This window comes from Methylocella tundrae, from assembly GCF_038024855.1.
In the GTDB taxonomy this organism is placed as follows: Bacteria; Pseudomonadota; Alphaproteobacteria; order Rhizobiales; family Beijerinckiaceae; genus Methylocapsa; species Methylocapsa tundrae.
The window spans coordinates 2,775,098-2,793,997 of sequence record NZ_CP139089.1; the positions used below are offsets into that span (position 1 = coordinate 2,775,098).

Genomic DNA, 18,900 nt, shown 5'->3' on the forward strand with positions numbered 1-18,900 from the left:
GCTATTCCACAGAAGAACACATGCTATGTTATAAACTCCGGCATGCGCTTGTCGGCGTTGCGCTGCAGAGCACCTGCGTCCGCCGCGCATCGCAGAGCGGGCGACGCGCGGCTCGCAAGTGGTCCCAAACGTCGGGCCTCAGGTATGCGGTAAAGCGGGGCGCTTATGCGCGTGCTGAAAATAGCGCCGCACAGCCCACGATTTCAATCGAGACCGATCGAAACCGCTGAGTAAGAGCGCGTTCGAGGCCGTCGGCGTCATCGTTCTCATTCGAAAATATCCCTTTTCGATTGTAAACCTCCATGAGCCGTTTGGCAGGCCCGCTCCGGGAGACGCCGCCTTGCAGCAAGGTTGAACCGAAGAGGATCGCGCCGGGATTCATCAACATCTTCAGGTGATCGAAGGCCGCGGACTTCGACAGTATCGTCCCCGGAAGGCAATGGAGTAGATAGTTCATGCCGATCGAATCGAATTTCGCCGCGTCGATTGAGATCGGCTCCAGGACATTCCGGAGATAGATCTCCGGCTTGTATCGCCCGATTCGACGAGAGGCGAAGTCGAGGGTCGTCTCATTAAGGTCCATCAACGCGATGCGTGGCTGGTTCGCCGGAAATCGGCAGTGGTCCAGGAAATAGCCCGTCCCAACCCCAACATCCAAATGATTGGCGGTGACGTGCCTGTTGTAGTGCTCCAGGAGCCGTGGAGTAGGGCACCTCCAAATCAGGCGATTGGATATGCCAAGCACTATAAGGTCGTAGAGCGCGAGCGTGCGTTTGGTGTAGACAGCCTGTCCCGCGGCGACCTGTTCTGAACTGACGCTCATGGCGCTTGCCTTTCTGTGACGGTCATGAAGCAGCGTTGCCCCCTCATTTCACTTCGAACCCTGCGTCTTCCGCCGCGCGTTTGGCGATCGCCGACCAGTCGAGCCCGCCATCCCCATTGGCGATCGCCGCCAAAAAACGATCCCGCACGATGGACGCGAAGGGCAGCGGCGCCTCGAGCTTTTCGGCCGCCTGCAGCAGCAGCCGATTATCCTTCAGCCCCAGCGGCATTTTGAATCCCGGCGGAGAGAATTTGCCGTCGAGGATCAGCGCGCCATAGGTCTTGTAAACCGGCGCGGCGAACAGCGTCTCCGTCAGCAGTTCGAAAACCTTGGCCGTATCGACGCCACCCTTGGCGGTCAGCGCGAAGGCTTCGGCAAGGCTTTCGATGACGCAGGTAATCAGAAAATTGCCCGTGAGCTTGACGAGATTGGCCTGCGCCGGCTGATCGCCCATGACGAATACACGCTGGCCCATCGCCTCCAACGCCGGGCGGATTTTGTCGATAAGCTCGGCGTCGCCGCCGGCCGCGATAAAGAGCTTGCCGGCTTCCGCCGCTTCGGGTCGCCCGAACACAGGCGCGGCGGCATAGTTTTGGCCACGCTCGGCATGCGCCTTGGCCAGCCGCTCCGACAGCGCGACGGAAATCGTGCTCATCGAGATATGAGCGGCGCCCTCTTTCAGTCCTTCGATAATGCCATCCTTGCCGAGCGTCACGGCTTCGACCGCCGCGTCGTCGGCGAGCATGGTGATCGCAATATCGCCTTCCTTCGCGGCTTCCGCTGGCGTTCGTTCAATGGCGACGCCAAGCGCGTTGATCGCTTTTGTCGGCTCATAGCTCCGGTTCCAGGCGACCACCGTATGGCCGTCCTTGACGAGGTTGCGCACCATGGCGCTGCCCATTCCGCCGAGGCCAAGGAATGCAATTTTCATGGATTTCTCCTGGTTTCCGGCGCGGCTCAAATGTGAGCGCGCCCTCGATGCATGGGTGGAGGGCTCAGGATTGCGTCGGCGGCGGTTTGGTGGCGGCCGCCTCACGCGCGCGGCGCGCCTCATAGGCCTTCAAATGAGCATAGGCGATGCGCAAAAGCGATTTCGGGTCCGGGCCCACAATCCTGCGGCTCAGGAGGTCGCCGAGAATATGGTCGGCTTCAGTCGGCGCGCCGCGTTCGACGTCGCGCAGCATGGAGGCGACAAATTCCGATCCCGGCGCCGTCAACATGGTTTTGCTGCGCGCCAGCGCCGCCTCGCTCGGGCCGTATCCGTTTTCAGCGGCGATCGAAGCGCATTCGTCGACGAGGGATGTCGCAAGGTCAGAGGCTCCAGCCGCCGCGATGTCGCCGGCCGCGGCGCGCATCAGGCAGGTGATCCCGGCGGCCGATGCGATGAACGCCCATTTGTCCCACATATCCTGCAAAATTTTACCGCTGCGGCGCGCGTCGAAGCCGGCATTGAGAAGGGCGGTTTCGATCGCCGCCACTTGCTTCGAGCCGACGCAGCCGCGTTCGCCAAACGCCAGATTGTGGAAATTCCCGAAATGCAGAATACGCCCTTCGGGATCGAGCGCCGTCGAGATCGCGCAAAGGCCGCCGAGCACATGGGCCGCGCCAAAACGCGCGTCAAGCGCATCAAGATGGCGCATGCCATTGAGGAGCGGCAGGATCGCAGTGTCAGGCCCGACCGCGGGCGCAAAAGAGTCGATAGCGCCATCGAGATCATAGGCCTTGCAGCTCAAAATGATGAGATCGAAGGGCTCGCGCAGCGCCTCGGCGGAAATCACCGGCGGGTTTTGAATGTCGATGTCGCCGAGCGGACTTTTGACGACGAGTCCCGTCTTTGCGAGCTGCGCCACCCGCCTCGAGCGCACGAGAAAGGTGACGTCGCGGCCGGCCTTCAGCAAGCGCGCGCCGAAATAGCCGCCGATCGCGCCGGCTCCGACCACGAGAATGCGCATTTTTCTGTCCTTTCGGGGATGACGCTCGATTGGCGCGGCGCTGGCGCCGGCGCTCCAGCCGCGCACTTTGTAGAACGGCCGCCGCCGGCGAACAATCTTGCGCCTTGGCTCGCCTCATCAATTGTTTCGGCGCAATCGGCGATTGCATCGCCGCCTGATCATGATTCCATCAGTCTGATTATTTTTTTGGCGCAGGGAAAGGGCTGGCACAAGCGTCAAAAATTACGGACTGCCGATCCAGGAGATTGAATCAATTCGATTATCACGAAATAATTGGCCAATTTCGGAATTGGCGCCACGCTTGCAACGATTGCGTTGGAAGGCGGCTAGGGTTCCGATCGCGAGTTTGCGGTGCTGGTCCGAGAGCTGCAATCCAGCTGGGAGAAATCGGCTGGAGGCACGGCGGGATAAAAGCCCGGGAGACCAAACGACGTCAGGGATTGGCGTCAATGGTCTCGCCAGTCCCCTTTTGTGGAGGATTGGATGTTGCCTACGAAGAAGCTCGCTTCAAAAATCGCGTCTCTCGGTCTCGGCGCCGTTTTGCTGTTCGGGGCGGCGGATGCCGTCTCCGCGGCGCCGAAAAAAGATTTCAAGCTCGCCTGGTCGATCTATGTCGGTTGGATGCCCTGGCAATGGGCGAATGACCACGGCATCGTCAAGAAATGGGCCGATAAATACGGCATCAAGATCGACGTTGTTCAATTCAACGATTACGCCGAGTCGATCAACCAATATACAGCGGGCGCTTTTGACGCCTTGACCGTCACCAACATGGATACGGTGGCGACGCCGGCCGTCGGCGGCGTCGATTCCACCGCCGTGATCGTCGGTGATTTCTCGAACGGCAATGACGCCGTCATCTTGAAGGATAAGTCAGACCTCAAGGCGATCAAAGGCCAGAAGATCAATCTCGTCCAATTTTCCGTCTCGCATTACCTGCTCGATCGCGCGCTGGCCTCGATCGGCATGACGGAAAAGGATGTCACCGTCGTCAACACCTCCGACGCCGATATGGCGGCGGCCTTCGCGACGCCCGACGTCACGGCGGTTACGACCTGGAATCCGATCGTCTCCGAAATCATGCAGCGCAAGGACGCGCACGAGGTCTTCGACTCGAGCAAGATCCCCGGCGAGATCATGGACCTTGCGATCGCCAATACGAAGACGCTGGAAGATAATCCCGATTTCGGCAAGGCGCTGGCCGGCATCTGGTATGAGACGCTCGCCATCATGAGCGCTAAAACGCCGGCCGGGCAGGCTGCGCGGGAGGACATGGGGAAGGCCTCCGGCACGGATCTCGCGGGCTTCGAATCGCAGCTGAAGACGACGCGCATGTTCTACACACCAGCCGACGCCATCGCCTTTACGACGAGCGCCGCCTTGCCGAAGACCATGAAGCTTGTGAATGAATTTCTCTTCACGCATGGATTGCTTGGCGACGCCGCCAAAAGCGCTGACGTGATTGGAGTCAAATTCCCCGACGGCAGCGTTCTTGGCGATCCGAAGAAGATCGGGCTACGCTTCGTGACGACCTATATGGACGCCGCCGCGACGGCCAAGAACTGAAGGCTTCTCCCATGCGCTTACTCACCTATCGCCCGAATCGGGGAGCAAGCCTCATCCTGCCCGCCCTTCCTTTCGTCGTGCTGATCGCGATCTATGCGATCGGATCGATCCTGCGCCATGCGGGCAATCCCGACGATAAATTGCTGCCAGGCCTCGACAGCCTGGCGGCGGCGGTGCGACGCGTCGCTTTTGAGCCTGATAAGCGCACGGGAGACATCATTCTTTGGTCCGACACTGCGGCGAGCCTCACTCGTCTCGGCGTCGGCCTCGCGGTCGCGACCGTCAGTAGTTGCGTCATCGGGCTCCTGGTTGGGCTGTTGCCCTATCTGCGAGTTCTGCTGACGCCTTTCATAGCAGTGTTGTCGATGATCCCGCCGCTCGCGATCCTGCCGATCCTGTTCATCGTGTTCGGGCTTGGCGAAGTCTCGAAGATCGTGCTGATCGTCATCGGCATCGCGCCTTATATGACCCGCGATCTCGCCTTGCGGGTCAGTGAACTGCCGGTAGAGCAATTGGTCAAGGCGCAGACGCTTGGCGCGACAACATGGCAGATTCTGCTCCGCGTCGTGGCGCCGCAGATGATGCCGCGCCTCATTGATTCCGTCCGGCTATCGCTTGGCGCCGCGTGGCTCTACCTGATCGCGGCCGAGGCGATCGCCGCCGAAAGCGGGCTTGGCTATCGCATCTTTTTGATGCGCCGCTATCTCGCGATGGATGTCATTTTGCCTTATGTCGCCTGGATCACGCTCCTTGCCTTTCTGTCGGATTATATCTTGCGGCGCCTGCAAAGCTGGCTCTTCCCCTGGTTTGCGGGAGCGCGCGCGAAATGACGACCATCAGCTTTCAAAATGTCTGGAAGGAATATGATGGCCGCGTCGTGCTCGAAAAGCTTTCGCTCGACATAGCGCCGCACGCCTTCGTCGCGCTCGTCGGCCCATCCGGCTGCGGCAAGACGACGTTCCTGCGCATGCTTCTCAGCGAGGAAACGCCGACGCGCGGACGCATCCTTGTCGATGGGAAGGAGCTGCCGCGAGAGCCGACCGTCGACCGCGGCGTGGTGTTTCAGCGTTACTCCGTATTCCCGCATCTGACGGTTCTCGAGAATGTCGTGCTTGGCAAGGAATTCGCCGGCTCGAAATTCTTTGGCGCGCTTTTCGGAAAAGCGAGGCGCAAAGTCGCAGAAGAAGCGATGGCGCTGCTCGAGGAGGTCGGCCTTTCCGCCTCGCTCACCAAATACCCGGCGCAATTGTCAGGGGGCATGCAGCAGCGTCTCGCGCTGGCCCAGGCGCTGATCACGCGGCCGAAAATTCTGTTGCTCGACGAGCCCTTTGGCGCCCTCGATCCTGGCATCAGAGCGGACATCCATGAGCTGATGCTCCGCCTCTGGAGAGAAACGCAGATGACGGTCATCATGGTAACGCATGATCTCAGCGAGGCGTTCCGTCTTGGCACGCGAGTGCTCGCCTTTGAACGCAAGGAAAACAGCCTGCTCGAGCCCGAGCGGTTTGGCGCCACAATCACGAGAGATCTCGACGTATGGCCGCCAAAGCACGCGCCCTGGAATGTCCCCGCTCCGCGAAAGGGGCCGAAAAAAAGCTCCTGAATCTTTCTTCCTGCCGGGACGACCCGGCGCGACATGAGGATTGGGCCAGGACGACCTGGCGCTGGCCAGCAAGGACCAAAGTCATGAGTCTGTTAGATGCATCGACGCCCGAGCAGCATCGGGAGCGTTATCTCGAATTGAAGCGCAACGCCGCGCAAAGACTGCGCGCGCAGGCGCCTCGTGAGCTGGCCCCATCTGTCGCGCGCCCGCTTACGCGCGATGAAATCCTGTGGCGCGAAACGATCCCGGACGGATGGTATTGGTCGCGCAAGATCAATCGCGGCGAAAAGTTGCGCATCGTCAACACGAGCGGGCGAGCCTCCGTCTCGACGCTGATCTGGAACGCCGACGATGTGAGCGAACGCTATAACGCGGGGGACACCGTCAAGATCCAGTGGAATGCGCTGCTCGGCAAGGGCGATGTGCTGTTCTCGGACATGGGGCGCGTGCTCGCCTCGATCACGGAGGATAGCGGCGCCGATCATGACGCGCTCGTCGGCGGCAGCACCAAAGCGACCAATGAGCAACGTTATGGCGGGGCGCCTGTACGCAACACGCGCGATAATTTTTGTCTCGCCGCCGCCAAGCTCGGCCTGACGCGCCGCGACATCATGCCGTGCGTCACCTTCTTTGCGCCGGTGCGGACCGACGCTAAGGGCGCTCTGGCGTGGAGCGAAGCCTCGCGGAAGGCCGGTGATTTTGTGGAGCTCAGGGCGGAAATGAACCTGCTCATCGCTTTGTCCAACTGTCCGCATCCTTACGATCCGCGCCCCGATTACGCGCCGGGTTCGGTTGAGGCCACCGTGTTTCGCGCCATGCCTGCCGACGAGGCCGATCTGTGCCGCGGCGCCAGCGAAGAAGCAAGGCGCGGCTTTGAAAACACCGATGCGCTGTTTGGCGCGTGAATGGCCGGGAGAGGAGTATAAGCATGTCAGCTATAACGACTTCCGTCGATCCGGCGACCGCAATCTTCGACGCCATCGTGCCGGCGCGCGCGCCCTGGTCCGGCTTTGTGCGCAAGGGGCAGACGATCCGCATCGTTGATCTTGAGGGGCGGCAGGCCGTCGACGCGCTGTTCTACCGCGCCGACAATTTCGAGGAGCGCTACAGCGCGCAGGATACGCTGCGCGAACAGAAATCCGCCTATATCGGGCTCGGCTCGAAACTGATATCGAACGAAGGGAATGTCATGTTGCGCGTCGTCGCCGACAGCTGCGGGCTGCATGACACGTCAGCCGGCGCCTGTAGCTGCGAAAGCAACGCGGTTCGCTTCGGCCACCACACAAAATATATGCATGCCTGCCGCGAGAACTTCACGCTCGAAATCGGCAAATATGGCATGGGCAAGCGCGATCTCGTCAGCAACATCAATTTCTTCATGAATGTGCCGATCGAGCCTAGCGGCGAACTGGCGATCGTCGACGGCGTCTCGGCGCCCGGCGGCTTTATTGATCTTACGGCCGAAATGGATGTGTTGTGCCTCATATCCAACTGCCCGCAGGTCAACAACCCCTGCAATGGCTTCAACCCGACGCCGATCCGCGTGTTGATTTTCGATCGAGGCGGCGAGGGGAAATAGGGCGATGTTCAAAAAAGTTCTCATCGCCAACAGAGGCGAAATCGCCGGGCGCGTGATCCGAACCTTGCGTAAGCTCGGCGTTCGCTCCGTCGCCGTCTATTCCGACGCTGATCGCTTTTCGCCAACGGTGCTCGCAGCCGACGAACAGGTCCGCCTTGGCCCCGCGCCCGCGGCGCAAAGCTATCTCAACGTCGAGGCGGTGATCGCGGCATGCAAGGCGACGGGCGCCGAGGCCGTCCATCCGGGCTACGGATTCTTGAGCGAAAATCCAGGTTTCGCCGAACGGCTCGCAACTGAGGGGATCACATTCATCGGTCCGCGGCCGGAGCATATGCGCTCCTTCGGCCTGAAGCATAGGGCGCGCGAACTCGCCGCGCGCGCCAAGGCGCCGCTGCTGCCCGGCAGCGATCTTCTCGATACGCTCGATGAAGCGCTCAGCGAGGCGCGGCACATCGGCTATCCGGTCATGCTGAAAAGCACGGCCGGTGGCGGCGGCATCGGCATGCAGCTCTGCTATGGCGATGAGGAGCTTGCCGCGCGCTTGGAGAGCGTGCGCCGGCTTGGCGCTAATAATTTCGGCGACAATCGCGTCTATCTCGAAAAATTCGTGGCGCGCGCGCGTCACGTCGAGGTGCAGATCTTTGGCGACGGCAAAGGCGGCGTGGTGGCGCTTGGCGAGCGCGATTGCTCGTTGCAGCGGCGCAACCAGAAGGTCATCGAGGAAACGCCGGCGCCAGGGCTTAGCGATGAGAATCGCGCCGCGCTGCGCGCGGCGGCAATTTCGCTTGGGAAAGCTGTCGCCTATGAATCCGCCGGCACTGTTGAATTCGTATATGACGCCGATCAGCAGAAATTCTACTTTCTCGAAGTCAACACGCGGCTGCAGGTCGAGCATTGCGTGACTGAGGCGATCTTCGGCGTCGATCTCGTCGAATGGATGGTCAAGCAGGCGGCGGGCGATTTCACGCTGCCATCGCAGGCGAGCCTCGTCTCGAATGGGGCGGCGATCGAGGCGCGCGTCTACGCGGAAGATCCGTCAAAGGATTTTCGGCCGAGCACGGGACTGTTGACGCGGGTCAAATTCGCCGAAGGCGTGCGGGTCGACGGCTGGATCGAAACCGGCGTCGAGGTCTCGCCCTATTACGATCCGTTGCTCGCCAAGGTGATCGCTTATGCTTCGACGCGCGAGGCGGCGATCGAAAATCTGTCGCGCGCGCTGAGGGCGAGCGATATTTCCGGGCTTGAAAGCAATCTTCCCTATCTCGCGGCGGTTCTCGATCTTGAGCCTTTCCGCGCGGGCGAGATGATCACGAAGACGCTCAGCGAATTCACTTTCGTACCGCGCACGATCGACGTCCTTTCCGGCGGAACGCTATCCAGCGTTCAGGACTGGCCGGGACGTCTTGGCTATTGGAACGTCGGGGTTCCGCCGAGCGGGCCGATGGACGATCATCATTTTCGACTCGCCAACAGGATCGTCGGCAACCTTGAGGGCGCCGCCGGTCTCGAGCTTACCTTGCGGGGACCAACGCTTCGTTTCAATCTCGATACGATCATCGCACTGACCGGCGCCAGAATGAGCGCGACGCTCGACGGCGAGCCCGCGTCCTATGACGAGCCGATCGAGGTTCGCCGGGGTCAGGTGCTGACGCTCGGCGCCGTCAATGGTCCCGGCAACAGAACTTATCTCGCCATTCGCAACGGCATCGACGCGCCTCTCTATCTCGGCTCCAAGGCGACCTTCGCGCTTGGCAAATTCGGCGGCCACGCGGCGGGCGCCTTGCGCACGGGCGACGTTTTGCGCGTCGCCGAAACAGGAGCCGTATCGGCGCCGCAGAAGGCAGACGTGGAGCCGTGTGAACTCACGCATCATTGGATGATCGACGTCCTCTATGGCCCGCATGGCGCGCCGGATTTCTTCAAGGAAGATGACATCGCCGAACTCTTTGCGACCGACTATGAGGTCCACTATAACAGCGCGCGAACGGGCGTGCGCCTGATCGGCCCCAAGCCGCGCTGGGCGCGGGCCGACGGCGGCGAGGCGGGACTGCATCCGTCCAACATCCACGACAACGCCTATGCGATCGGCGCCGTCGATTTCACCGGCGACATGCCGATCATTCTGGGGCCCGATGGGCCGAGCCTTGGCGGCTTCGTCTGTCCTGTCGTCATCATCAAGAGCGATCTCTGGAAGGTCGGCCAGTTGCGGCCGGGCGACACAATCCGTTTTCGTCCGGCGCCTGTCCGGTCAACGAGCGGCGCGCTTGTCCGCGAGCGCGGCGATCCGATTTTGCATCGGCATGGCGAGGGCGACGCGGCGGTTTGCTACCGGCGCGCGGGGGATAGCTATCTCCTCGTCGAATTTGGCCCCATCGTGCTCGATCTCGGCCTTCGGATGCGGGTTCACCTGCTGCATCAGGCATTGATCGAGGCGGCTCTTCCCGGCGTTATTGATCTGACGCCGGGCATAAGGTCGTTGCAAATCCATTATGACGACGCGGCGCTGCCGCTGCGGCGTCTGCTCGATGAGGTCATGAAGCTTGAAGCAAATCTGCCGCCGGTCGATGAGGTCGAGATCGAAAGCCGCATCGTGCATCTGCCTCTGTCATGGAACGATGAGCAGGCGGAGCTTGCCATGCGCAAATATCAGGAGCTTGTGCGTCCCGATGCGCCGTGGTGCCCATCGAATATAGAGTTCATCCGCCGCATCAACGGTCTCGAAAGCATTGAGGACGTCCGTCATATTGTCTTCGACGCGAGCTATCTCGTCATGGGGCTTGGCGACGTCTATCTCGGCGCGCCGGTGGCGACGCCGCTCGATCCGCGTCATCGGCTGGTCACCACGAAATATAATCCCGCGCGCACATGGACCCCTGAGAACGCCGTCGGCATCGGCGGCGCCTATCTTTGTGTTTACGGTATGGAAGGCCCGGGCGGCTATCAGCTCGTCGGCCGCACCATCCAGATGTGGAACAGCTGGCGCGCGACCGACGCTTTCGAGCCCGGAAAACCGTGGCTTTTGCGCTTCTTCGATCAGATCCGATTCTATCCCGTGAGCCACGAGGAGCTAACCGACGCGCGTGAGGCGTTCTTGCACGGACGCTACCCGCTGAAGATCGAGCCCACGACATTCAGTCTGAAGCGATATAAAGCGTTTCTGCGCGATAACGCCAAGGAGATTGAAGCGGCTCAGACGCGCCAGCGCGCGGCATTCGAGGCAGAGCGCCGGCGCTGGGAGGAGCATGGCCTCAATCTTTTCGTCGAGGATCGGTCTGCAGATGATCTGACGGAGATCATTCTACCCGATGGCGCGATTGCGATTGAGGCGCCGATGCCGGGCAATGTCTGGAAGATCGAGGCGGCCGCGGGCGAGCGCGTTGTCGCCGGCCAGACACTGGTCATTCTCGAATCCATGAAGATGGAGATCGCGGTTGCGGCGCCGGCGGGCGGCCGCCTCGTCGAAATCTCCTGTCAGGCCGGACGTCCGGTACAAAATGGCCAACGTCTGGCCGTGATCGAAATCGAGGACGCGTCATGATTCCCGAGATGCTGCAAATTGAGGTTCTGCGCGATGGCTATCGCCAGGAGAAATTCACCCCGCGGGATGTCATGCTCGAAGTGCTGAAGCGGATTGACGCCTATGATCCGGCGGTGTGGATCAGCCGCGTCGAGGAAAGCGAGATCCTCGCCCGGGCGGGAAAGCTGCAGCAGGACAGGACGCTGATGGCGCATTTGCCGCTCTATGGCGTTCCCTTCGCGGTGAAGGACAATATGGACGTTCGGGGAATGCCGACGACGGCCGCTTGTCCCGCCTTCGCCCATACGCCCGAGAAAAGCGCGAGCGCCATCGACGCGTTGCTGGCGGCGGGCGCCATATTGATCGGCAAGACCAATCTCGATCAGTTCGCGACGGGTCTCAACGGGACGCGCTCGCCCTATGGCGCGCCACGCTGCGTCTTTGATCATCGCTTCATATCGGGTGGGTCGAGCTCAGGTTCGGCGGTGGCTGTCGCCGCCGGGCTCGTGGCTTTCTCTTTAGGGACTGATACGGCTGGCTCGGGGCGCGTGCCCGCGGCCTTCAATAATGTCGTTGGATGGAAGCCGACCAAGGGCCTCATCAGCGCCGCGGGCGTATTGCCGGCCGTTCGCTCGCAAGATTGCGTCAGCATTTTCGCAAGCAGCTGCGCCGACGCAAAAATCATCGCGGAAATTACGCAGGGCTTTGACGCGCAAGACCCTTATTCGCGCGAGGGCGAAAGAGTGAGCCTTCCGACGAAGCGTTTCCGCTTCGGAGTTTTACGGCCGGACGACAGGGAGTTTTTCGGCGATGAAGAGGCCGCGGCGCTCTACGCGGGCGCCATTGATCGACTGACGGCGCTCGGTGGCCGCCCGGTCGAAATTGATTATGCGCCTTTCCAGCAGGCGGCTGCGCTCCTTTATGACGGCGCCTTCGTCGCCGAGCGTTTCGCCGCGATCGAAGATTTCTTCAGGACGCACGCGCAGGAGATGGATCCGCAGGTGCGTCAGATCATCGGCAAGGCGTCAAATCTTTCGGCGGCGGATGCGTTCAAGGGCGAATATCGGCTACGCGCCATAGCACGCGCGGCGGAGCGCGAATGGGAGCATTTCGACGTCATGCTGCTGCCGACGGCGCCCACGATTTTCACGGTCGATCAGATTGCCGAAGATCCGATCGGCGCGAATAGCCGGCTTGGCGTTTACACCCATTTCGTCAATCTGCTCGATTACGCCGCCATCGCAGTGCCCGCGGGATTTCGCGCCACGAGCCGCCTGCCCTTCGGCGTCACGCTGATCGGCCCGGCTTTTTCCGATTTCGATCTTGCCGTGATCGCCGACACGCTGCATCGATCTCTGGGCGAAGGCGTTGGCAAGGCTGTCGGCGCCGCCGCCGAGCCGCCGGTCTCGGTTGTGGAGCCCGCCTCCGGCGGGCGCATCCTCCTCGCCGTCGCGGGCGCGCATCTTTCCGGCCTGCCCCTCAATCGCGAACTGACCGATCTCGGCGCGATTTTCGTGGAAACGACGAGGACGGCGCCATCCTATCGGCTGATCGCTCTGCAGGGGACGACGCCGCCAAAGCCCGGCCTCGTTCATGCGCCGGGCTTTGAGGGGCCGGGTATCGAGGTGGAGTTGTGGTCGCTCTCCGAGCGCGACTTCGGCCGCTTTGTTGCGGGCGTGCCGGCGCCAATGGGGATCGGCAAGGTAACGCTCGCGAGCGGCGCCGTGGTCCCGGGATTTTTATGCGAGGTTTTCGCGCTTGATGGCGGCGAGGACATTACCGCTCTGGGGGGCTGGCGGGCCTATCTGACGGAACATGCGCCGGCGTCCTGCTAAGACGCCACGTTGCGGCGACAGTCACGCGAAACCGTACTTGCCGTCGCAAAGGTTCCGTTGTTTTCTCGATTTGCGTCGTGTCGCATAGGCGTTCCGTGGCGCGATTCGAAGCCGCGCCTTTTCAGGACTGCGAACGCGTGACAGCGCAAGGCCAATCGAGGGAGATGTCCGAAGCATCGCGATCAACCGCGACAAAACTTTGGCTGGGACTCGTCTTCGCCCTGGTGGCGGGATGGCTCGACGCCGTCGGCTTCATCGAGGTCGGTCAGTTCTACCTGTCCTTCATGAGCGGGAACACGACGCAGCTTGGCGTCGCCGCCGCCGCTTTTGATGGTCCCTCGATTCTGCGCGGGGCCAGCGTGATCGCGTCTTTTTTTCTTGGCGCATTTTTCGGAACGCTGCTCGCCGACGCCTCAGGACGGCTTCGGCTGCCGGTCGTGCTGATGATGGAATGCGCGCTGCTTGGCGCCGCCATCGGCTTGACGTTGATGCGCCCCGGCTTTTTCGCGCTGCTTCCAATCTCGGTTGCGATGGGCATGCAGAATACGCTGCGCCAGCTGGTCGGGCGCGCCGACGTCGGAAAGAGTTTTGTCACCGGCTCCCTGTTCGGCGCGGGTCAGTCGCTTGCGCGGGCGCTCACCGGCAAGGCCCCCGCCGCGGAATGGCTTGCGTTCCTCGCCGCATGGCTCGCCTTTGTTGCTGGCGCGGCCGGCGGCGCCTATGCGCTTCACCGCTCAAGCCTTATCGCAAATCTCGCCTGCATGACGGCGCTGCTCGCCGTCCTCGCCGCACTGACCGCGCCCGCCCGCGGCGTCGGGAATGATCTGGACGCCGCAGGATAAACGGAAATCAATGAAGCCACGCCAGCAAAGCGAAGGCGATGTCAGTCCAGCGCCTTCCTTCGTTTCGGCCAGGACATTCGCGCTCGTTTGGGCCAGGACATTCGCGGCCCCGGCCATTCTCTCTCATCGATCGGCCACACCCGTTGAATCATGCCATAGAGAAACGCCGTGGTCAGTCCAAAGAGGATCATCCCGTTCAGCGCCTCAAGGGCGCCCATCAGGCGCCAATGCTCCGCGAGAAAAAGATTTTCGTGGCCATAGGTCGTCATCGCGCTGAGAGAATACAGCATGGCTCCTTTCGTATCGGGAAGCGCGCCGAGGCCCCAGTACGCACCGGCCCATATGGCGGCCTCGGTCCCGTGCAGAAGGGTCGCCGAAAGCGTGGTGACGCCCATGACGATGGCAAACTTCAACAGAAAGTGACGCCGGTCTTTGAAGCCGCCCAGCGCCCGGAGCACATTCGCGTTGATGAAGCCAAGGCCTATGACGTGAAAAATGACGTTGAGGGCAATCAAGGGAAGGCCCCAGGCCCAGTTTCCGTTCCAGGCTAAAGCGTCATGATCGTTCATTTTGTCCTCTGGACCGCGCGCCAGCACATTCATTCGCGCTTGGCGACCCTGAAGAAAACAGAGGCGTGGCCGTCTTCGCCTTTGTCTTCCTTGCGCGGGACGGATTTATAGCGCGGCCGATCGGGACTGCAAAAGCCTTGCTCGCGCGTGATTTTCCTTTGAATGCACCGTCGGCCAGAAAAAGAGGCGGTTCGCCGAAAAAGTAAACTAAATATTCTCAGGCTGAACATCAGGACAATCTGGCGAATCGTTCAACTTGACTTCGGCAGGGTTGCAGGCTAAAAACTGTTAGTTTATAATATTAATGACTTATGGACAGTCGGCAACATGCTTCGAAGGATAATTCTGGGCCTCGGCGCCAACGCGTTTAGTCAGGTTATCACGATCGTAATACAGATTTTTTCGCTGCCTTTATTCCTTCTATACTGGGACGCCGCGACCTATGGCTCCTGGTTGGTTCTATCCGCCTTGCCGGCCTATGTGGGGATGGCGGACGTCGGAATGGTTGGCGCCGCCGGCAACAAGATGACGATGGCCGTCGGCCGCTCGGATGCGGCGGAGGCCAATCGCATCTATCAGACTGCGCAGCTTTTCATGACAGTCATGTGCTGCTCGCTGGCGGCGATCATAATCCCGGCGGCTCTATTCCTGCCGCTGCCAGACAGCATGACGACCGACAAGAGAATCGCTTTGGCGGCGTTGATGTGCGCTGTTCTTTTCGCTTTGTACGGCGGATTGCAGGAGGCGGTGTTCAAGGCGACAGGCCGCTACGCCGCCGGCACAATGCTGGGTCAGACGGTCCGCCTTGCCGAGTGGGGCGGCTACATGGCCGGCCTGATGCTTTTTCGCACCCTCGCCGGAGTGGCGATTTGCGGTCTCGTTGCGCGAGCCGCCGGAACCGCGGCGGGAGTCTATTTATCGCAGCAGGGCGACCACAAATTCCGCCTGGGCTTCCAGCACGCAAGCAAGGCTGAACTTTTGAGCATGATACGGCCGGCGGTATCCCTCATGGCATTTCCTTTGGCGTCAGGCCTGAGTTTTCAGGGTGTTACACTGCTCGTCGCCGCCCTCGCCGGCACAACGGCCGTGGCCGTGTTCAACACGTACCGCACCATCGCCCGGCTCGCTGTCCAGGTGACCGGGATGTTCAGTCACGCCGTCCAGCCGGAGTTTTCCCGATTGTTCGGAGAGGCGGGAATGAAGGGGGTGCGCTCGCTTTATCGCCATTCCACCCGGCTCGGCGCCGTCCAGTCGATTGTATTGAGCCTCGTGCTCTATTTCATGTCGCCTTTTCTCTTGCGAATCTGGACGCATGGCCGCATCGAGTTCATCCCGAGCATGATGATGTGGCTGCTGGTTTACGCCGCGGTCGGCGGCGTATGGCACGTGCCGCGAATCTTGCTGCTCGCCACGAATCAGCATATCGGACTGGCCGGCTGGTTTCTTCTGTCCGGAATTCTCTCCGTCGCTCTTGGCTGGCTTTTCGGCATAATCTGGCAAGTCAACGGCATCTGCGCCGCCATGCTTGTCTCTGAAATGTTTATTGCGGCCATTTGCACCTACATCGCCCACCGCCTGTTCGCCGAGGCCAACTCATAAACAGGAGCCCCCCTTGAAAATCGCGCTCTCCGCGAACGGCAAGTTCCACACCTTCGACCTCGCGCGGGAGCTCTATGCGCGGGAGGCGCTGGCCGGGATCTATTCAAGCTATCCCCGCTTCAAGCTTCGTGATGAAGCTCTGCCACAAGAGTTGATCCACACTTTTCCATTTATCCACGCCCCGTATATGGCGGCTCGTTGGCGCGACCGTCTGCCGCGATCGTGGCTGTGGCAATGGGAGCATCTCGACGCGACCGCCTTCGCCGCCTTTGTCGCGCGCAATCTCCCGCCTTGCGACGTCTATATGGGGTTGTCCGGTTCTTCCCTAGCGGCCGGCAAACGCGCCCATTCTCAAGGATCTTTCTATGTGTGCGACCGCGGCTCTTCGCATATTCGCGTGCAGCGCCAGCTTCAAAAAGAAGAGCAGGAGCTATGGGGTCTGTCCGGCGAAACGGTCGATCCGCGCACGGTTGACGCCGAAGAGGCCGAATATGCGGAAGCCGACCGCATAACGATTCCGTCGAGCTTCGTCTATCGAAGCTTCGTCAGTCAGGGGATTGCTCCTGAGAAACTGCGAAAGCTGCCCTACGGCGTGAATTTGTCGCGATTTGAACGCGTCGGACAGCCCGAGGAAGGCCGTTTCGATGTTCTGTTCGTAGGAGCTATGAGTCTCCGCAAGGGGGTGCCTTATCTAGTACAAGCTTTTCAGAAGCTCGATCACCCGGCCAAGAGCCTGACCTTTGTCGGCATCGAGAACCTGGAGGTGATAGAGATGCTGCGCCGCCGTGATCTTTGGCCCGAGACCGCCCGTGTTGTCGGCCCGGTGCCACAAAGTGAGCTGAAGACCTTAATGAGCCGTAGCCACGTCATGGCGCTACCCAGCATCGAGGAGGGATTGGCGCTCGTTCTCGCGCAGGCCATGGCATGCGGCTGCCCGGTGATCGCATCGACGAATACGGGGGCCGAGGATATCGTCACCGATGGCGAAGAGGGATTCATCATTCCCATTCGAGATGTCGACGCGCTGACCGAGCGGTTGCAATACATGGCTGACCACCCGGACGAGCGACAGGCGATGGGCACGAAAGCACTCGCAAAAGTGCAAGGCTTCGGCGGCTGGCGCGCTTATGGCGATATGGCGATGGCTGTCTTCAAGGAACTCGTCGCCGCCAAATAGCTCCGCGCGCCGCAAGCCTGGACCCGCATCCTCTTGTCCTTATGCGAAGAACGCTGGAACTCTTCGCCTCCCGTCGAGTTTCAGCTGTGTTCCTTATCGTCGCGGGGATGCGCTTGGACAACGTCAAGGCTAACAGCGAGCTCTCAGACTTTGAAAGCGCCGCCGCGCGGGACAAAACGCTGCTTGCCCGATTGGCGCGGCCGGACATCCGCCTGGCCGGACCGGTGAACGACGCGATGCACGAAAAATTTCAGGGGCAGGTCGCGGCGCTGTCGGGCGCCGGGCCTTTCGTGATCGCCTTGACGACGCTTGGCGGGGATCCCGAAGTCGCCCGCGCCATGGCCGCCGATCTTCGCCTTTTGCGCGCGGCGGAAGGCTGCCGTTTCATCTTTTTCGGCAAGTCCGCGGTCTATTCGGCGGGGGTCACCTTCATGGCGGGGTTTTCGGTCGCCGATCGCTGGCTCGAGCGCGATGCGCGGCTGATGATCCATGAACGCAAGCTCGACAAGATGGTCCATTTCGACGGGCCGCTCCAAGGCTGTCTTTCGATCGCCAAGGCGCTGGCGCATGAGATCCAGAACGGCATCACGATCGAGCGCGAAGGGTTTGCCGCGCTGATCGAAGAGTCGCCCCTCACTCTCGACGAGGTGATCGCCAAGGCGCCGCAGAATTGGTATCTCGACGCGCAGGAGGCGCTTGCTCTCAAGTTGGTCGGAGGCGTCATCTGAGCGCAGTCTTGCCGAGCTTGCGATTGCGCGGCCCCCGGCGGCGTTCAGGTCGCGACATGGGTCCGGATGGAGCGGGGCGCAAACCTCTCAAGGAGTTCCGCCATGTCCCGTCATGTCCGCTTCGATAAAATCGGCCCGCCGGATGTTCTTCATCTCGTCGACCTTGACGTTCCTGCCCCGGCCGCGGGCGAGGTGCGCATTCGCGTCAAGGCGATAGGCGTCAATCGCGCGGAAGCGATGTTCCGGTCCGGGCAATATCTCGAAGAGCCGAAGCTGCCGGCGGGCCTTGGCTATGAGGCCGCGGGCGAGATCGAATCGATCGGCGAGGGCGTCACGGGATTTGCGATCGGCGACGCGGTGAGCGTTATCCCTGCTTTTTCGTTGAACCAGTACGGCCTTTATGGCGAGCTTGTCCTCGCTCCGGCCTTCGCCGTGATCAAACATCCGCCAAATCTCTCCTTCGCGGAAGCCGCCGCCGCCTGGATGATGTATGTCACCGCCTATGGCGCGCTGATCGACATCGCCAGGCTTTCCGCCGCCGACGCTGTTCTCATTCCCGCCGCCTCGAGCAGCGTCGGGATAGCTGCGATTCAGATCGCCAATATGGTCGGAGCGACTCCCATCGCCCTGAGCCGCACGAGCGCCAAGCGGGCGCGGCTGCAGGAATTGGGCGCCGCGCATGTCATCGCCACCGAAGAGCAGGATCTTGTCGCGGAAGTCGGACGCATCACCAATGGACAGGGCGCGCGCGTGACCTTCGATCCAGTCGGCGGCCCGACGCTTGCAAAGCTCGCCGAGGCGTCGGCGCGCCACGGGATCATTTTCCAATATGGCGCATTGAGCCCGGAGCCGACCCTGCTGCCCCTCTTCGATTTGCTGCGCAATCTGCTGACCATTCGCGGTTATGTGCTGATGGAGATCACAGGAGATCCGGCGCGATTGCAGCGCGCCAAAAGCTTCGTGGTCGACGGCCTCGCCAAAGGAGCCTTGAGGCCTGTCATCGCGAAAACTTTTCCGCTTGATCAGATCGTCGAGGCGCATCGCTTCCTCGAATCAAACCAGCAAATCGGCAAAATCGTCGTGACCGTCTGACCGCCGCCTTTTCGCGAA

General features: G+C 61.3%; 16 protein-coding genes and 1 riboswitch. Of the genes, 12 read left to right on the top strand and 4 right to left on the bottom strand.

Annotated features, from left to right (window positions below):
• Positions 1-163: 163 nt before the first annotated feature.
• The 3 genes from SIN04_RS15095 to panE form a co-directional block, all read right to left on the bottom strand.
• Positions 164-823, bottom strand: coding sequence for a class I SAM-dependent methyltransferase (locus SIN04_RS15095; RefSeq protein ID WP_134490493.1), 660 nt, complete (start codon positions 821-823; stop codon positions 164-166).
• Positions 824-866: 43 nt separating this feature from the next.
• Positions 867-1,754 carry an NAD(P)-dependent oxidoreductase gene (locus tag SIN04_RS15100; protein WP_134490495.1) on the bottom strand — a complete coding sequence of 296 codons (888 nt, stop codon included), beginning with the start codon at positions 1,752-1,754 and terminating at the stop codon, positions 867-869.
• A 64-nt stretch (positions 1,755-1,818) separates the two neighbouring features.
• Complete coding sequence (gene panE / locus SIN04_RS15105) at positions 1,819-2,775, bottom strand: 2-dehydropantoate 2-reductase (RefSeq protein ID WP_134490497.1); 957 nt, start codon at positions 2,773-2,775, stop codon at positions 1,819-1,821.
• 315 nt (positions 2,776-3,090) lie between these two features.
• A riboswitch (guanidine-I (ykkC/yxkD leader) is annotated at positions 3,091-3,199 on the top strand.
• 59 nt (positions 3,200-3,258) lie between these two features.
• Here panE and SIN04_RS15110 point away from each other — a divergent pair.
• The 8 genes from SIN04_RS15110 to SIN04_RS15145 all read left to right on the top strand — a co-directional run bounded on the left by SIN04_RS15110 (position 3,259) and on the right by SIN04_RS15145 (position 13,717).
• Positions 3,259-4,341, top strand: a complete 1,083-nt coding sequence (locus SIN04_RS15110; protein ID WP_134490499.1) for a putative urea ABC transporter substrate-binding protein — start codon at positions 3,259-3,261, stop codon at positions 4,339-4,341.
• Between the two features lie 11 nt (positions 4,342-4,352).
• Positions 4,353-5,171 (top strand): ABC transporter permease, encoded by an 819-nt coding sequence (locus SIN04_RS15115; RefSeq protein ID WP_134490502.1) that lies wholly within the window; start codon positions 4,353-4,355, stop codon positions 5,169-5,171.
• Positions 5,168-5,944 carry an ABC transporter ATP-binding protein gene (locus tag SIN04_RS15120; RefSeq protein WP_134490504.1) on the top strand — a complete coding sequence of 259 codons (777 nt, stop codon included), beginning with the start codon at positions 5,168-5,170 and terminating at the stop codon, positions 5,942-5,944. The genes SIN04_RS15115 and SIN04_RS15120 overlap by 4 nt, the downstream gene beginning before the upstream one ends.
• An 83-nt stretch (positions 5,945-6,027) precedes the next feature.
• Positions 6,028-6,849, top strand: a complete 822-nt coding sequence (locus tag SIN04_RS15125) for an urea amidolyase associated protein UAAP1 (RefSeq protein WP_134490506.1) — start codon at positions 6,028-6,030, stop codon at positions 6,847-6,849.
• A 23-nt stretch (positions 6,850-6,872) separates the two neighbouring features.
• The gene (locus SIN04_RS15130) at positions 6,873-7,523 is read left to right on the top strand and encodes an urea amidolyase associated protein UAAP2 (protein WP_134490508.1); all 651 of its coding nucleotides are present in this window, start codon (positions 6,873-6,875) and stop codon (positions 7,521-7,523) included.
• Between the two features lie 4 nt (positions 7,524-7,527).
• Complete coding sequence (gene uca, locus SIN04_RS15135; RefSeq protein WP_341264022.1) at positions 7,528-11,061, top strand: urea carboxylase; 3,534 nt, start codon at positions 7,528-7,530, stop codon at positions 11,059-11,061.
• Entirely contained in the window at positions 11,058-12,875 is a 1,818-nt protein-coding gene (gene atzF / locus SIN04_RS15140; RefSeq protein WP_134490512.1) for an allophanate hydrolase, read from the top strand. The genes uca and atzF overlap by 4 nt, the downstream gene beginning before the upstream one ends.
• 164 nt (positions 12,876-13,039) lie before the next feature.
• Positions 13,040-13,717, top strand: a complete 678-nt coding sequence (locus SIN04_RS15145; RefSeq protein ID WP_134490514.1) for a YoaK family protein — start codon at positions 13,040-13,042, stop codon at positions 13,715-13,717.
• Positions 13,718-13,758: 41 nt separating this feature from the next.
• Here the strand turns inward: SIN04_RS15145 and SIN04_RS15150 are convergent, their stop codons facing one another.
• A complete protein-coding gene (locus SIN04_RS15150) occupies positions 13,759-14,286 on the bottom strand; it encodes a hypothetical protein (protein ID WP_341264023.1) in 528 nt (175 codons plus the stop codon).
• A 327-nt stretch (positions 14,287-14,613) separates the two neighbouring features.
• Here SIN04_RS15150 and SIN04_RS15155 point away from each other — a divergent pair, with 327 nt between their 5' ends.
• From SIN04_RS15155 to SIN04_RS15170, 4 genes are all read left to right on the top strand, one after another.
• The gene (locus tag SIN04_RS15155; RefSeq protein ID WP_341264024.1) at positions 14,614-15,885 is read left to right on the top strand and encodes a hypothetical protein; all 1,272 of its coding nucleotides are present in this window, start codon (positions 14,614-14,616) and stop codon (positions 15,883-15,885) included.
• Positions 15,886-15,898: 13 nt separating this feature from the next.
• The gene (locus SIN04_RS15160) at positions 15,899-17,062 is read left to right on the top strand and encodes a glycosyltransferase family 4 protein (protein WP_134490518.1); all 1,164 of its coding nucleotides are present in this window, start codon (positions 15,899-15,901) and stop codon (positions 17,060-17,062) included.
• Between the two features lie 86 nt (positions 17,063-17,148).
• Positions 17,149-17,790 carry a peptidase S14 gene (locus tag SIN04_RS15165; RefSeq protein WP_244605828.1) on the top strand — a complete coding sequence of 214 codons (642 nt, stop codon included), beginning with the start codon at positions 17,149-17,151 and terminating at the stop codon, positions 17,788-17,790.
• Between the two features lie 102 nt (positions 17,791-17,892).
• A complete protein-coding gene (locus SIN04_RS15170; RefSeq protein WP_134490520.1) occupies positions 17,893-18,882 on the top strand; it encodes a zinc-dependent alcohol dehydrogenase family protein in 990 nt (329 codons plus the stop codon).
• Positions 18,883-18,900 lie beyond the last annotated feature (18 nt).

Excerpts from the sequence above, each read along its gene's own strand:
- SIN04_RS15095 (WP_134490493.1), bottom strand. The coding sequence starts at position 823 with ATGAGCGTCAGTTCAGAACAGGTCGCCGCGGGACAGGCTGTCTACACC.
- SIN04_RS15100 (WP_134490495.1), bottom strand. The coding sequence starts at position 1,754 with ATGAAAATTGCATTCCTTGGCCTCGGCGGAATGGGCAGCGCCATGGTG.
- panE (WP_134490497.1), bottom strand. The coding sequence starts at position 2,775 with ATGCGCATTCTCGTGGTCGGAGCCGGCGCGATCGGCGGCTATTTCGGC.
- SIN04_RS15110 (WP_134490499.1), top strand. The coding sequence starts at position 3,259 with ATGTTGCCTACGAAGAAGCTCGCTTCAAAAATCGCGTCTCTCGGTCTC.
- SIN04_RS15115 (WP_134490502.1), top strand. The coding sequence starts at position 4,353 with ATGCGCTTACTCACCTATCGCCCGAATCGGGGAGCAAGCCTCATCCTG.
- SIN04_RS15120 (WP_134490504.1), top strand. The coding sequence starts at position 5,168 with ATGACGACCATCAGCTTTCAAAATGTCTGGAAGGAATATGATGGCCGC.
- SIN04_RS15125 (WP_134490506.1), top strand. The coding sequence starts at position 6,028 with ATGAGTCTGTTAGATGCATCGACGCCCGAGCAGCATCGGGAGCGTTAT.
- SIN04_RS15130 (WP_134490508.1), top strand. The coding sequence starts at position 6,873 with ATGTCAGCTATAACGACTTCCGTCGATCCGGCGACCGCAATCTTCGAC.
- uca (WP_341264022.1), top strand. The coding sequence starts at position 7,528 with ATGTTCAAAAAAGTTCTCATCGCCAACAGAGGCGAAATCGCCGGGCGC.
- atzF (WP_134490512.1), top strand. The coding sequence starts at position 11,058 with ATGATTCCCGAGATGCTGCAAATTGAGGTTCTGCGCGATGGCTATCGC.
- SIN04_RS15145 (WP_134490514.1), top strand. The coding sequence starts at position 13,040 with ATGTCCGAAGCATCGCGATCAACCGCGACAAAACTTTGGCTGGGACTC.
- SIN04_RS15150 (WP_341264023.1), bottom strand. The coding sequence starts at position 14,286 with ATGAACGATCATGACGCTTTAGCCTGGAACGGAAACTGGGCCTGGGGC.
- SIN04_RS15155 (WP_341264024.1), top strand. The coding sequence starts at position 14,614 with ATGCTTCGAAGGATAATTCTGGGCCTCGGCGCCAACGCGTTTAGTCAG.
- SIN04_RS15170 (WP_134490520.1), top strand. The coding sequence starts at position 17,893 with ATGTCCCGTCATGTCCGCTTCGATAAAATCGGCCCGCCGGATGTTCTT.